This window comes from Brevibacterium jeotgali (assembly GCF_900169175.1).
GTDB lineage: Bacteria > Actinomycetota > Actinomycetes > Actinomycetales > Brevibacteriaceae > Brevibacterium > Brevibacterium jeotgali.
Genome location: NZ_FXZM01000010.1, coordinates 70,339 through 85,081 on the forward strand (window position 1 = coordinate 70,339; position 14,743 = coordinate 85,081).

The following is a 14,743-nucleotide window of genomic DNA, read 5'->3' on the forward strand; positions in this document are numbered from 1 at the left end:
GTCCTTCACACACCGGGGCGCGTGAAGAATATGCCGACCCCGCGCCCGTCCGGTGCCATCTGCCCTTCACACGCCGGGGTGCACCGCTCGTCGTCTCGCACGACGAGGACCGACGGATCCTCCGGCCTCCGGGGTCCGAGGATCCGTCAGTCCTGACGGAACTGCCCGTGCGTCAGCCGTGTCCCGCATCAGTGCGCGCGGTCGAATCCTCTGGAGCCGGCTTCTGTGAGACGTCACGCCCCCGCGGCACCTGCTGGACGAGGCTGCGCGGGAGGACCGTCGCACGGATGCGGCTCCACACGCCCATATCCTGTGCACGTGTGCCGCGCAGAGCGGCGACGAGACGCGTGGACTCGTCGGTGGAGGGCACGGCGCGCTCGTCAGCTCCTCCTCCGTACCGCAGCGCTTCGGCAGCATCCGATGCGCGTGCGAGCGTCTGTGCGTCATCGGACTCGAGTCCGGTCGCCAGACGCTGCTCGTGATCGCGCAGCGTCCGGCTGCGATCCCAGCCGCGGCCCTCATCGATCGCCGTCGCAGCGATCTCCTCCCACAGGCCCTCCGCACGGGACGCGGCCCCTCCCGACAGGCGGGAGCGGCGCACGAAGATCCGTGCGACAGAGGGGACGATGAGGAGCAGGGCGAGGAGCACTGCTCCGCCGGTGACGAGGATCCATGCAGGTGCACCGTCGGACACCGGTTCTGTGTCTTCAGCGGCCTCGGTCTCCTCCGCCTCCGCCTCCGCCGGCGGCGTCTCCTGGGCGGCCTCCGTCTCCTCGGCCGGGGCCTCGGTCGGGGATGAGGTCTCCTCCTCGGATCCCTCGTCTCCTCCGCTCGCGTCCGCCCAGGGCGGGGGATCTCCGGCAGGACCGCCGGGGGTGGGTTCGAACCGCACCCAGCCGGCGCCCTCGAAGTAGAGCTCCGGCCAGGCGTGGGCCTGATTGAGCCGGACTTCGTACTCGTCGTCGCCTGTGGGCGTCCCCGCCGTGAAGCCGACGCCGATCCGGGCCGGGATGCCGAGCGACCTCGACATCGCCGTCATCGCGCCGGAGAACTGCACGCAGTATCCGCGTCGGTCGCGCAGGAAGTCCTCGAGTGCGGACCCGGACGCATCGGCAGGTGCGTCGAGGGAGTACTCGAACTCGTCGCTGCGGAACCAGTCCTGGAGCGCGATCGCGGTCTCCCATTGGTTCTCGGACCCCGCCGTCACCTCCTCCGCGGTCGTGTGGATGACATCCGGGACGTCATCCGGGAGCTCGAGTGCGGACTCGAACTCGTCCCCGTCGACAGGCTCCGCTTCGACGAGCTGGTCCACGGTGGGCTCGACCGACCGGTAGTCGACCGTGTACTCCGCGTCCGTGGACAGGACGCCGTTGCCCACGATCGTGAGCGTCGACGGGTCGTAGATCCACCGGCGCTCCACCCCGTCCACGGAGGACGGCGCGTAGGGGGCGGGAAGATGCTGCTCGTCGAGATCCTCGATCGAGATCTGCGCGGACCGCTCCACGACCGGGGTGTCGGCGGAGACGCCCTCAGGTCGGGGGAGCCCGTCCGCGGCGACCGCGAACGGATCGATGTCGAAGGGCTCCGGCATCCACGTCGTGCCGTCGAACGCACTCACGCTCGTGAGGCGGATCGGAGGAGCCATCGGATCATCGGTGGAGTATGTGAACACCACCTGGTCGTTCGACTGGTCCAGGTCGGCGTGGAGATCGAGGAACGGGTTGATGACAGTGATGTCCTCGGGCTGCCCGAGCGGCTGCTGCGGCCGCTGGGCGACCGGCGGGAGGAGCATCGGCAGGCCGACGCCCAGCACCAGGGCCACGGCACCGGCCACGACCGAGAAGGCGGCGGCCCTCCGCACGCGCACCGCGAGGTAGTGCGACAGCATCAGCACCACGAAAGCACAGCCGATCGCCGCGAAGTGATGCCACGACAGGTGGGGGCCCGCCAGGAACACGGGGATGATCCAGATGAGCAGCAGCAGGATGCCGCCGATCTTGGGTGCGCGGAGATCGGCGACGAGGCCGTCGATGAGAATCGTGATGAGGCCGATGCCCACGACCAGGATCGCAGTGAATCCCGGGGTCGACGGCGCCGGGGCCGTCGTCGCGTAGATGTCGTCGATGCCGGAGCCGAGGACGGAGAAGAGCTCCGCGAACGCCCCCGGGCTCGGCACGCCGAACGGCATGGCCGACGGGGCGCAGAGGTACAGGGCCGCGAGGACGGCCAGGACGCATTGGGCGAGCACGGCCGACCCGGTGGCTCGCACCACGGGGATCGCGCGGAGCAGCGCGCCGCTGCCCACCACGAGCACGATCATGACGAGCGTCGGCGGGAGCCATGCCCAGTCGGCGAAGATCGCGCTCACGCTGTAGGCGGCGAGCAGCATCGCGAGTGCTGTGCAGACCGCGGGGAGCCACGGCGCGGTGTCGTGACGCGTCGTGGCACCGTCAGCGGAAGGCCCGTCCGCAGCGGGGGACGAGGGTGTCTGAGTCAGCGTGGGGCCGGCGCTCATCGCACGGCTCCCGGGCTGCGCCGCCACTGGTGGGGCACGCTGAGCGCGCCGCCGAAGAGGGCGGTGTCGAGGCTCACGCCGTCGTCGTCGAGCTCTTCGACGACGAAGCGGGACCGTGCCTGACCTCGGGGCAGCCTCGAGCTGAGAGCGTCTGCGCGCTCCGTCGTGAGAGTGCAGACGGACACGTGCCACGCGGACGTCGGCACGTTCGCGTCGTCAGGGACCTGGGCGCCGGCAGGGTGCCGGGCGGATTCGAGGCGGACTGCGTCGCGGCCTCGTCCGCTCGCCAGCCGCAGCCGGGTCGGACCGGACCAGAAGACCACTTCCGAGTCCCTGTCGAGGTGGTGGAGCGCGGCGGCCGCCGCGGCCGTGACCGCGATGTCGGCGCCGTGCCCTTCCGGGTCTGCGCCGAGTGTATCGAGCAGGATGACGGCGGTGGGCGTCTCCTCATGGGCCCGTTCTCGGACCATGAGTTCGCCCATGCGTGCTGTGGATGACCAGTGGACGTGCCTCATGTCGTCTCCTGGGACGTACTCGCGAGTGTGGAAGTCGAGCGTCGACGTGCCCCGGAGGAGCCGGTCGGAGTCCGACTGATCGAGGCTCGTCCGAGGTGAGGAGTGCACCGGGAGCCGCTGGTCCGGCACCGCGACCGCGACACTGAGGCGGGTGCCGGTGCGGCGACGACGGGTGACGAGGCCGAAGGGTCCCTCGATGCGCAGGCCGACGTCCGCGACGCCGCTCCTCCCGCGTCGGGTGGGCACGACAGTGACGGACGCTCCGTCCTCGCCGCGGGCGGGGAGGCCCGGGAGCCTCAGCGTCCGGTCCGGGCCGAAGCCGTCCTCCATGCGCAGCTCCAGAGTGAATGACCCGACGGGGAGCGGGGTCCGGTTCCGGACGCTCAGGTCGACCTGCGCCTCCGTGCCGACCGTGGTCAGCGGGCTGCCGTCCACGTGGCGCATCCGTGACGAGAGGGCCACTGCGAGTCGTCCCGAGGCGACGGCGACGACGAGGCCCGACAGGAGGACGAGCGCCACGAGGAGGAGGCCGGCGGGCAGTATGCCCGGGAGTGAGAACCGGTAGGCCGCGATTCCCAGCGCCGCCCCGAGGAAGAGGAAGATGAGCCCGGAGGCGGTGGGGCGCATCAGCGCACCGGCACCCGGCGGAGGACGTCTCCCACGAGGGACGCGGCGAGCTGGGGGTCGTCGCCCTCGCGCGGGACGATGCGGTGGGAGAGGACGTCGACGGCCAGGCTCTGGACGTCGTCGGGAGTGACGTAGCCGCGCCCGCCGAGCACTGCGAGGACCTTGGCGGTCCTCAGCAGCTGCACGCCGGCGCGAGGGGACGAGCCCAGCGCGATGCCAGGATCATTCCGCGTCGCGTCGAGCAGGGACACGACGTATGCACGCAGCTCCGGGCTCGCCTGGACATGGCGGATGAGGTCCCGTGCCTGTGTCACCTCGTCGAGGGTGGTCACGGCAGAGGTCTGCGCCAGGGGGTCGTACTCGACATGGTGGTCGAGCATGTCGATCTCTGCGGCCGACGACGGGTAGCCGATCGAGATGCGGGCCGTGAAGCGGTCCCGCTGTGCCTCCGGGAGGGAGTACGTGCCCTCCATGTCCACGGGATTCTGCGTCGCGACGACCATGAAGGGCTGCGGCATGCGATAGGTCGTGCCGTCGACGCTCGCCTGATTCTCCGCCATGCACTCGAGCATCGCCGACTGCGTCTTGGGGGAGGCGCGGTTGATCTCGTCCGCGATCACCACGTTCGCGAACACCGGGCCTGCGCGGAACTCGAACGAGCGGGTCTCCTGGTTGAAGATGCTCACCCCGACGACGTCGGACGGCAGGAGGTCCGGGGTGAACTGGACGCGTCGGACGCTTCCGCCGACCACTCGTCCGAGCGCCTTCGCCAGGAGGGTCTTGCCCACACCCGGAACGTCCTCGAGGAGCAGATGCCCTCCGGAGAACAGGGTGATGAGCGCAGTGCGAACAGCGTGGTCCTTGCCGTCCAGCACGCTGTTCATCGCCGCACGCGACTTCTGTGCGACGGACTGGATGTGCGTGATGTGGTCGTTCCCGAGCGCGGTCATACCCTCCATTCTCTCCTACGCGCCACCACTGCTCCACTCCGCGTGTGCGCGACGGCTCCACGCGGCGGGTCCGAGTGGCCCCCGCTCCGCATTCCCCACTGTCTTCCACCACTCTCCCCACTCACCTCCACTCGATCCCTCTGTCTGCCACGAAGCGGCGCGGATCGTGGGGGAAAGGGGCGGCCCGAATCGCCGGCTGGCTCTCTCACCTGTGTTGATGCCTGAGGGCGGGGGTTCCGGCTGCGGGGGGGGGGGGAGTCTTGGCCTGCCCGTCGCCAGCCTGCCGACACGCGGGTCGACACGCGGATGCTCAGCTCCTCCCACTTTCCTCCACATATCTGACCTGCGGAAATGCTGCTTGCCTAGGCAAAGTGGGGTCGCATGCGGCAAACTGTGGAGGCAAGTGGAGTACAGTGGGAGCCATCGGAGCCCCCAGGGGATTCGAAGGGGGTGAGGCACCGTGTTCCTCGGCACGCACGCGCAGCGGCTGGACGACAAGGGCCGCCTCATCCTCCCCGCGAAGTTCCGTGAGGAGCTGGCGAACGGCCTGGTGCTGACCCGCGGACAGGAGCGCTGTCTGACGGTCTTCTCCACCAGGGAGTTCGAAAGCGTCCACGAGCAGATGCGGACAGCGCCCATGACGAGCAAGAGCGCAAGGGACTACCTGCGTGTGTTCCTCTCAGGGGCGTCGGCGGAGCAGCCCGACAAGCAGAGCCGGATCACCGTTCCGCAGGCTCTGCGGCAGTACGCAGGGCTGGACCGCGACGTGGCCGTCATCGGCATGGGAAACCGTGCTGAGATCTGGGATGCCCCGACCTGGGAGCAGTACCTGGCGGAGACGGAGCAGGGCTTCGCGGACCGCTCGGACGAGGTGATCCCCGGGGTCATCTGACACTCAAGCGCTGGATCGAGATCCTCGCCCGCCTGTGGTTTCGGGGCACTTCCCCGGTTCCGAAGCCCGCAGGTCCTGACGCACTTCCCCGGCGGCAGGGCGCGGGCGGTCGGGGTTCTGGACCCAGCGCACCCGGTGGGAGGCGGCGCAAGCACCTTCCGGCACGACCAGACAGATCGACGGACCCGCATGGCAGGAGCGCGTGACATGGAGCGATTCGCCCACACCCCGGTGCTGCTGGAGCGCTGTGTGGAGCTGGTAGGCGTCGGCGTCGCCGCGGCTCGCGAATCAGGCATCGCCCCTGTGGTCGTCGACGGCACGCTCGGCATGGGCGGGCACGCCGAGGGGATCCTCGCCGCCTTCCCAGATGTGCGTGTCATCGGCCTCGACAGGGACACCGACGCACTCGACCGGGCGCGAGTCCGTCTGTCGGCGTTCGGCGATCGCCTCACTCCGGTGCACGCGGTCGACGATGAGCTCGACGACGTGCTCGACGACCTCGGCATCGACCGCATCAGCTCTCTTCTGCTCGACCTGGGCGTCTCCTCGTTGCAGCTGGACGAGGACGAGCGCGGATTCTCCTACTCGCGCCCTGCGCCGCTCGACATGCGGATGGACCAGAGCCGGGGACTGACAGCGGCGGACGTCCTCAACACCTACCCGGAAGCCGACCTCGTGCGCATCATCCGCGAGTACGGGGAGGAGCGGCAGGCGCGGCGCGTCGCACGGGCCGTCGTGGCGGACCGCGAGAAGCGCCCCTGGGAGACCTCCGACCAGCTCGCCGGCCTCCTCGAGCGCGTGGTCGGCGACGGCCCGGCCAAGCGGAAGAGGTCCCATCCCGCGAAGCGCACCTTCCAGGCGCTGCGGATCGAGGTGAACCGCGAACTCGATTCGCTGTCGACCGCGCTGCCCGCGGCACTGGGGCGGCTCCACATCGGCGGGACAGCGGTCATCGAGTCCTACCAGTCGCTCGAGGACGTGATCGTGAAGCGGGTCTTCACAACGGGCTCCCGCGATCAGGCGCCGCCTGACCTGCCCGTCGTCCCCGACTACCTCAAGGCGTGGTTGACGCCCCTCACCCGCGGCGCTGAGACCGCGGCGTCAGACGAGGTCGAGAGCAACCCGCGGTCAGCGAGCGTGCGGCTGCGCGCAGTCCAGAAGATCGGAGAGGCACGATGAGCGTTCCACTGCGCACGACCCACGCGCGCCCTGCCGTGACCGCACCGGCCCGAACGCGACGGCCCGCGCCCGCGACGCTGCCGCAGCGCACCGTGCGGCGCCTGCGGCTCGTGCTGCCGGAGCCTGCGCGCCCGTCGTTCCCCACCGCCGTCTGGGTGGTCCTCATCATCCTCGTGGGCGTGGTCGCGATCCTCCTGGCGAACATCGCCGTCTCACACACGACCTTCCGCGTGCAGGCGCTCACGGAGGAGCAGTCCGTCCTGCAGGACGAGCGGGATCGCCTCGTCGAAGACATCTCCTACCGCGAGAGCCCGCAGAACATCGCCGCATTCGCGGAGGAGCAGGGCATGAAGCGCGACGTCGACCCGGCCTACATCGATCTGTCGACGGGGCGGGTCATCACTCCGGAGGAGGCCGGGGGTGCGGACCCCGCCGTGGAATCCCCTGAGAGCATCCCGGGTCCGCGTGCCGATGCGCGGGATGACGCCCGTCCCAATCTACGCTCCGATGAGCGGCTGCCCGTGGTGGGCGGCGATGGCAGCGAGTTCAATGCGCCCGCGCAAGAGCCGCCGCAGTGACGACCGGAGATTGACGCACGACAGAAGGGGATGAGACGCGATGGCCCACGTGCCCAGGCGCAGGAAGCGCTGGCGAATCGCCCCAGCCGGGAGGATCCGCCTCGTCGGCATCTCGTTCCTCGCGATCCTCGGCATCGTGCTGTGGAACCTCGTCACCATCCAGGGGGTCGATCAGCAGCAGGCCGCCGCGAAGGCACTCGAAGGACGCCTCGTCACCGTCACCCTGCCCGCGCACCGAGGATCCATCCAGGCCGCTGACGGCACGCTGCTCGCCGATAACGCGGCACGGTTCCGGCTCGTCGTCGACCAGCAGAACGTCGCCGAGTACACGGATGACGAGGGTGGTCTGCTCGGTGCATGGGGCGCCTCCCAGGAACTCGCCGGAGTCCTCGACACGGAGCCCGGCCTGCTGAACCCCAAGCTCGACGGGGACCGGCGCTGGAACGTCGTTGCCACTGGTCTCACGAGCGAGGTCCGCGATGAGATCGAGGAGCTCGCGATCCCCGGGCTGACGTTCGAGGAGTACGCGATCCGCTCGTACCCCTCCGGCGGAGTCGGCGGCAACCTCGTGGGCTTCGTCGGATCCGACGGACAGCCCCTTGCCGGACTCGAGCACAGCTACGACGAGATCCTCGCGGGTGAGGACGGGAAGCAGCAGTACGAGCGCGGACTGCTCGGCGAGCGCATCCCCCTGGGCGACTCGAGCCACACTCCCGCAGTCGATGGGACCGGCATCCGCCTCACGGTCGATCCCACGATCCAGCACTACACCCAGGAGGCTGCCGCGCAGGCGGTGAAGGAGCACGAGGCTGAATGGGCCTCAGTCGTCATGATGGATGTGGAGACCGGCAAGATCCTGGCTGCGTCGGAGGCGCCCAGCGTCGACCCGAACGCCCCGGGATCCGTCGACGCGGAGGATCGGGGCTCACGGATCTTCACAGCGGGGTTCGAACCCGGATCGACTGCGAAGATGATCACGGTCGCCGGGCTGCTCGAGGAGGACCGCCACACCCCGGCCGACGAGTTCGTCGTCCCCGACGAGTGGACGGCGCCGAACGACGAGGAGTTCCGCGACTCCTCGTCGCACCCGGATCAGAAGCTCACTCTCGCAGGAATCCTCGCGCAGTCGTCGAACACCGGCACGATCCTGGCGGGCAACGAGCTGTCCTCCGATCAGCGCTACGACTATCTGTCCCGATTCGGGTTCGGTGAGTCCTCGGACATCGGGTTCCCCGGGGAGACGGGAGGAGTCCTCCATCCTGCAGACGAATGGGATGGGCGCACGAAGTACACCGTCATGTTCGGACAGGGGATGACCGCGAACGCCGTGCAGACGACGGCCGCATTCGCCGCGATCGCGAATGGGGGCGTGCTGCCCGACTCCCAGCTGGTCGACGGGACGGTCGACCCCTCCGGCCGCTTCACACCCGCCGAGGTCGGGAAGGGGACCCGGGTCGTGTCCGCAGAGACGTCCACGCAGGTCCTGGACATGCTCGAGCACGTCGTCGTCAGCGGCACCGCAGGAAACGCAGCTGTGCCCGGCTACCGGGTGGGCGGCAAGACCGGCACGGCGCAGGCCCCGGCGGCAGAGGGCGGGGGATATGACGGGTACACTTCTTCATTCGTGGGCGTCGCCCCCGTCGACGACCCGCGCATCGCAGTCTCCGTCACACTCCAGCGGCCGCGCGAGGGATACTACGGTGGGCAGTCAGCGGCCCCCGTCTTCTCCGACGTCACGGGATTCGCCCTCCGGCACCTCCGCGTGCCCCTGTCGACCGGCGAGCCGTCCGATACCCCGATGGAATGGAAATGATGCGACTCTCCGATCTGCGCCTGCCACTCACCGCCCGCATCGTGGGTGACGCGACGCGTGGCGTCGACGGAGTATCGCAGGATTCCCGGAGTGCGGCCCCGGGTGACCTCTGGGCCGCGCTGCCGGGTGCGCGCGTGCACGGAGCCGCCTTCGGCGCCGAGGTCCTGGGCCGCGGGATCGATGCGGTCCTCACCGACGTGGCAGGGTTGGAGACCCTGCGCCGCTCGGTCGACGACCTCGAGGGCGTCTCCATCGTCGTGGTGGACTCGCCGCGCGCAGTGCTCGGCGGCATCTCCGCGCAGGTGTTCGGCACCGATTCCTCGTCGCTGAAGCTGTACGGGCTGACCGGGACGAATGGGAAGACCACGACCGCCTTCATCCTCGACGCGCTCCTCACCCGCCTCGGCTCCACGACGGGACTCATCGGCACCGTGGCGACGACGATCGCAGGCCGGGTCGAGTCCAGCGTCCGCACGACACCCGAGGCGCCCGACCTCCACCGCCTCTTCGCCCGGATGCGCGACGCCGGGGTGGACGTCTGCTCGATGGAGGTCTCATCCCATGCCCTCGCGCAGCACCGCGCGGACGGCGCGGTCTTCTCCGTGTCGGGCTTCACGAACCTCAGTCAGGACCATCTCGACTTCCATCCGACGATGGAGGACTACTTCGCGGCGAAGGCCGCGCTCTTCACCCCGGAGCACTCCAGGAGCGGAGTGGTCGTCGTCGAGGACGCGTGGGGAGCACGCATGGCTCAGGCCGCGACGATCCCCGTCGTGACGGTCTCATCGGACGCCGGACTCGACCCCGATCACCTGCTGGTGCGTGAGCAGGGTCCGAAGCGGTTCATCCTGCATCTTGCAGGCGGCGACAGCATTCGCGCGGCATCGCCCCTGCCTGGAGACTTCAACCGCACCAACACGGCTCTGGCGCTCGCGATGCTCCACGCGGGCGGCGTGTCCGCGGAGCGGCTCGAGGCCGCAGCGGAGGGACTCGAGGTCGTGGTCCCCGGGCGCATGGAGCGCGTGCACGAGGCTGCGCCGCTGGCCGTCGTCGACTACTCGCACACGCCGGACGCCCTCGACCAGGTGCTCGGCGGGCTCTCCGACTCCGGTGCGCCTCTCGTCGTGGTCGTGGGAGCCGGAGGCGACCGGGACAGCACGAAGCGGCCCGCGATGGGAGCGGCCGCCGCGCGGCGCGCGGATGTCGTGATCATCACCGATGACAACCCGAGGACAGAGGACCCGGCCGCCATCCGGGCGACGCTGCTCGAAGGTGCTCGTGCGGCGATCTCCGACGGCACTGCCCGCGTGCGGCCCGATCGGCTCCTCGAGCTGACACCGCGCGGGGAGGCCATCGCCCGAGCGGTGGAGTATGCAGGAGATTCGGGCGCGCTCCTCGTAGCGGGCAAGGGGCACGAGACCGGTCAGGAGATCGACGGCGAAGTGCTCCCATTCGACGATAGGAAGCGGACACGCGAAGCCGTGGCCTCACGGGCCGCACGTGCCGCAACCGGTAGAGTTCAGGATTGATATGAAGCCTTTCTCAGCACAGGATCTGGCCGATGCGACGAGCGGAGAGCTCCACGGCATCGCGCCGGACACGCAGCTCTCCGCGGGAGTCGTGACCGACTCCCGCGATGTCGCTGCCGGCGACGTCTACGTCGCCCGTCGCGGTGAGCACGCAGACGGCCTCGACTTCGCGCCCGCGGCGATCGACGCCGGCGCCGCACTCATCGTGGCGGAGGCGGTGCCGTCAGTCGACGGCGAGCACCTCCCCACCCTGCTGGTCCAGGATGCGACGGAGGCGCTGGGTCACATCGCCCGGCACAACGTCGAGACGCTGCGCGCCGAAGGCGACCTCACCGTCGTCGCGATCACCGGGTCCACCGGGAAGACAACGGTCAAGGACCTGGTCGGTGACCTCCTGTCAGCGGCAGGAGAGACCGTCTGGCCCCCCAAGTCCTTCAACAACGAGGTGGGGGTTCCCCTCACAGCGCTGCGAGCAGACGAATCCACACGATTCCTGGTGCTCGAGATGGGTGCGCGATCGATCGGGAACCTGACGTATCTCACGTCCATGGTCACCCCCGACATCGCGGTCGAGCTCATGGTCGGGACCGCGCACTCCGGCATGTTCGGGTCGATCGAGAACACTGCCCGGGCGAAGACCGAACTGGTCGAATCGCTGCGCACCGGTGGAACAGCCGTGCTCAACGCAGACGACCCGCGTGTGAGGGCGATGGCAGACGTCCTGGCGGACGGCGTCGACGTGATCTGGTTCTCCGCGTCGGGACGCGACAGCGTGGAGGGCTCCGATGCTCCCGTCGTGTCTGCGACGGATTCGACGACCGGCGCATCCGGTCGTCCCACCTTCACACTCGCCGTCCCGGGGGGAGAGCCGACCTCCGTCGAGCTCGCCCTGCTCGGCGAGCACCATGTTGCCAATGCGCTTGCGGCCGCGGCCGTCGCGCATCGCTGCGGACTGTCGCAGCGCGCCATCATCACGACGCTGCGGACATCCGGCGCCGCCAGCCGCTGGCGCATGGAGCTCATCGATTCGCCGCAGGGCATCACCGTCCTCAACGATGCGTACAACGCGAACCCCGACTCGATGCGCTCGGCGCTCAAGACCCTCGCAGCCATGGGCCGGGGCGATGAGGAGAATCCAGCACGGCGCACCATCGCAGTGATCGGCGAGATGCTCGAGCTGGGGGAGGGATCCCGAGAGGCCCACGCGGACATCGGCGAACTGGTCGTCCGACTCAACATCGATCGCACGATCGCCGTGGGCGACGGTGCCCGTCCGGTGTTCCAGGCGGCCGAGCTGGAAGGCTCGTGGGGCAACGAAGCGGTCTGGGTCTCATCACTCGCCGACGCGCGCGAACTGCTGCGCAGCGAACTGCAGTCGGGTGACATCGTCCTCTTCAAGTCATCCAACGACGCCGGCCTGCGCTTCCTCGGCGACGAGATCGCGGGGGTGACGGTCACACCATGATCGCCGTCATCCTTGCCGCAGTCTTCGCGCTCGTGCTGGCTCTCGTCGGCACTCCCGCCTTCATCGGCGTCCTCGTCAAGCGCGGCTACGGCCAGTTCATCCGAGACGACGGGCCCAAGTCGCATGCGACCAAGCGCGGCACGCCGACCATGGGCGGCGTCGTCATCATCGGGTCCGCCGTCCTCGCGTACTTCCTGGGACATCTGCTCGCGGGTTCGCTGCCCACGGTCTCCGGGCTCCTCGTCCTCTGGTTGGCGGTGGGGCTGGGCACCGTCGGCTTCCTCGACGACTACATCAAGGTCTCGAAGCAGCGCAGCCTGGGCCTGCGACCCCTCGGAAAGATCCTCGGGCAGGGCTTCGTCGGCGGTTCCTTCGCGGTCATGGCCCTGCTGTTCCCCAACGAGCACGGCATCACACCGGGATCCACCGCGATCTCGTTCGTCAGAGATCTGCCGATCGATCTCGCCTTCGCCGGCGCCGCCGTCGGCTTCATCCTGTTCATCATCTGGGCCAACCTCATCGTCACAGCCGTATCGAACGCGGTGAACCTCACGGACGGCCTCGACGGCCTCGCATCCGGTGCCGCCGTCGTGGTGTTCACCGGCTACGTCCTCATCAACCTGTGGCAGTCCACGCAGAACTGCGCGCTGCAGACGACGGCCGCCGTCGGCTGCTATGAGGTCCGCGACCCGCGCGATCTCGCGATGGTGGGCGCGGCGATGACCGCCGCGTGCCTCGGCTTCCTCTGGTGGAACACCTCCCCGGCGAAGATCTTCATGGGAGACACCGGATCGCTGGCGATCGGCGGTGCCCTCGCCGGTATCGCGATCCTGTCGCGCACGGAGCTCCTCCTCATCGTGATGGGTGGACTGTTCGTCCTCATCACACTGTCGGTGATCATCCAGGTCGCCTCCTTCAAGACGACGGGCAGGCGCGTGTTCCGGATGGCTCCCCTCCAGCACCACTTCGAGCTGAAGGGCTGGGCGGAGGTCACGATCGTCGTCCGGTTCTGGATCATCGCGATCCTGTTCGTGATCGGCGGCGTCGCACTCTTCTACGCGGAATGGCTGTCGCACTTTGAGTGAGCGCAGCGGAGTCCCCGCAGCGGACCCCTCGCCTGCTCGGGGCGGGGGAGCCGCAACTTACCCTGACGCGGACCGGATCCCCGCCATCCTGAACGGCCCGTCGTCCTCGCTCGCGGGTCTTCGCGTGCTGGTGACCGGACTGGGGGTGAGCGGTTTCCCCGCTGCGGTCCACCTGGCGGAGCGGGGTGCGCGCGTGACGGTCGTCGACGGCGACGCCACGCGCGACGACTCGGAGCGCATCCGCATCCTCGAAGTCTTCGACACGGACGTCCGTCGCGGTCCCGAGCACGTGGCCTCGCTGCCGGAACCCGCCGATGGAGGAGCCTTCGAGCTCGTCGTGACCTCTCCCGGATGGCGCCCCGATTCGCCCGTCCTCAGCGGCGCGCGTGCGGCGGGCATCCCCGTGATCGGCGAGGTGGAGCTCGCCTGGCGGGTCCGTGGCGCGAACTCGGCTCCCTGGCTCGTCGTGACGGGAACGAACGGCAAGACGACCACCACGACGATGCTCGCCTCGATGCTCGAGGCCGCCGGGCTCCGCGCGCGGGCGTGCGGCAACATCGGGGACCCACTGCTCGAGGCCGTCCTGGACCCGGAGCTGGACGTGCTCGCGATCGAGCTGTCCAGCTTCCAGCTGCACTGGCAGTTCTCGATGGGAGCGCACGCGGCAGCGGTGCTCAACATCGCCGATGACCACCTCGACTGGCACGGTGGCCCGGGCGCGTACCGGGCGGACAAGGGGCGGGCATACGAGAACGTGGTCCGTGCGTGCGTCTTCAACGTGGACGACCCCGTCACCCGCACGCTCGTCGAATCCGCTGACGTGGTCGACGGGGCGCGTGCGATCGGCTTCACGCTCGGCGTGCCGGCTCCCGGTGAGCTGGGGCTCGTGGAGGACGTGCTCGTCGATCGCGCATATATCCCGCGACGGCAGTCCGCTGCGGCAGAACTCGGGTCGCTCGACGACGTCGCGGCGGCGGTCGGCACGGATGCGGCCGGTCCCCACCACATCGCTGACGCCCTCGCCGCGGCCGCTCTGGCCCGTTCCATCGATGTCCCGACAGGTGCGGTGCGCGACGGCCTGCGACGACACACACCGGGCGCCCACCGCTCCCGGCTCGTGGGCGAGGCCGGCGGAGTCCGCTGGGTCGACGACTCGAAGGCGACCAATCCGCACGCAGCGTCGGCGGCACTCGCCGCCTGCGATTCGGTCGTGTGGATCGCCGGAGGACTGCTCAAGGGCGCCGCCGTCGACGAGCTGGTCGCTGACGCAGCGCACCGTCTGCGCGCCGTGGTCCTCATCGGCGAGGATCGCAGCGCGCTGAGAGAAGCACTCGCCGCGCACGCTCCGGACGTCCCCGTCGACGAAGTGGTCGACTCCTCCGGCGACCTCGCGGAGTCGTCGAGGGGAGCGGGCGTCGCGGCACGTGCCGTGGAGCTCGCGGGTGAGCGCGCTCAGCCGGGCGATACGGTCCTCCTCGCTCCCGCCGCGGCCAGCATGGATCAGTTCCGCGACTACCGTTCGCGGGGTGAGGAGTTCGGCGCCGCGGTGCGTGCGCGCCTCGAGACGACTCCCACCCCGGTCGACGGATGAGTCG

Annotated in this window: 11 protein-coding genes; 8 read left to right on the plus strand and 3 right to left on the minus strand. The window is 69.6% G+C overall.

The window, feature by feature from the left end:
- Positions 1-172: 172 nt before the first annotated feature.
- The 3 genes from BJEO58_RS10780 to BJEO58_RS10790 are packed head-to-tail and all read right to left on the minus strand — an operon-like array spanning position 173 to position 4,607.
- Positions 173-2,515, minus strand: a complete 2,343-nt coding sequence (locus BJEO58_RS10780) for a transglutaminase TgpA family protein (RefSeq protein ID WP_101589483.1) — start codon at positions 2,513-2,515, stop codon at positions 173-175.
- Entirely contained in the window at positions 2,512-3,657 is a 1,146-nt protein-coding gene (locus tag BJEO58_RS10785; RefSeq protein ID WP_101589484.1) for a DUF58 domain-containing protein, read from the minus strand. The genes BJEO58_RS10780 and BJEO58_RS10785 overlap by 4 nt, the downstream gene beginning before the upstream one ends.
- Positions 3,657-4,607, minus strand: a complete 951-nt coding sequence (locus tag BJEO58_RS10790; RefSeq protein ID WP_101589485.1) for an AAA family ATPase — start codon at positions 4,605-4,607, stop codon at positions 3,657-3,659. The genes BJEO58_RS10785 and BJEO58_RS10790 overlap by 1 nt, the downstream gene beginning before the upstream one ends.
- Positions 4,608-5,067: 460 nt before the next feature.
- Here BJEO58_RS10790 and mraZ point away from each other — a divergent pair, with 460 nt between their 5' ends.
- The 8 genes from mraZ (at position 5,068) to murD (ending at position 14,739) form a co-directional block, all read left to right on the plus strand.
- The gene (gene mraZ / locus BJEO58_RS10795; protein WP_101589486.1) at positions 5,068-5,499 is read left to right on the plus strand and encodes a division/cell wall cluster transcriptional repressor MraZ; all 432 of its coding nucleotides are present in this window, start codon (positions 5,068-5,070) and stop codon (positions 5,497-5,499) included.
- Positions 5,500-5,706: 207 nt separating this feature from the next.
- Positions 5,707-6,678, plus strand: a complete 972-nt coding sequence (gene rsmH / locus BJEO58_RS10800) for a 16S rRNA (cytosine(1402)-N(4))-methyltransferase RsmH (RefSeq protein ID WP_101589487.1) — start codon at positions 5,707-5,709, stop codon at positions 6,676-6,678.
- Positions 6,675-7,256 (plus strand): cell division protein FtsL, encoded by a 582-nt coding sequence (ftsL, locus tag BJEO58_RS10805; RefSeq protein ID WP_101589488.1) that lies wholly within the window; start codon positions 6,675-6,677, stop codon positions 7,254-7,256. The genes rsmH and ftsL overlap by 4 nt, the downstream gene beginning before the upstream one ends.
- A 40-nt stretch (positions 7,257-7,296) precedes the next feature.
- Positions 7,297-9,069 (plus strand): peptidoglycan D,D-transpeptidase FtsI family protein, encoded by a 1,773-nt coding sequence (locus BJEO58_RS10810; RefSeq protein ID WP_101589489.1) that lies wholly within the window; start codon positions 7,297-7,299, stop codon positions 9,067-9,069.
- Positions 9,066-10,598 (plus strand): UDP-N-acetylmuramoyl-L-alanyl-D-glutamate--2,6-diaminopimelate ligase, encoded by a 1,533-nt coding sequence (locus BJEO58_RS10815; RefSeq protein WP_101589490.1) that lies wholly within the window; start codon positions 9,066-9,068, stop codon positions 10,596-10,598. The genes BJEO58_RS10810 and BJEO58_RS10815 overlap by 4 nt, the downstream gene beginning before the upstream one ends.
- 1 nt (position 10,599) lies before the next feature.
- Positions 10,600-12,063 carry a UDP-N-acetylmuramoyl-tripeptide--D-alanyl-D-alanine ligase gene (locus BJEO58_RS10820; protein WP_101589491.1) on the plus strand — a complete coding sequence of 488 codons (1,464 nt, stop codon included), beginning with the start codon at positions 10,600-10,602 and terminating at the stop codon, positions 12,061-12,063.
- On the plus strand, positions 12,060-13,148 hold the full coding sequence (gene mraY, locus BJEO58_RS10825) for a phospho-N-acetylmuramoyl-pentapeptide-transferase (RefSeq protein ID WP_101589492.1): 1,089 nt from the start codon (positions 12,060-12,062) through the stop codon (positions 13,146-13,148). The genes BJEO58_RS10820 and mraY overlap by 4 nt, the downstream gene beginning before the upstream one ends.
- A complete protein-coding gene (murD, locus tag BJEO58_RS10830) occupies positions 13,141-14,739 on the plus strand; it encodes a UDP-N-acetylmuramoyl-L-alanine--D-glutamate ligase (protein WP_101589493.1) in 1,599 nt (532 codons plus the stop codon). The genes mraY and murD overlap by 8 nt, the downstream gene beginning before the upstream one ends.
- The last annotated feature ends 4 nt before the right edge of the window (positions 14,740-14,743 follow it).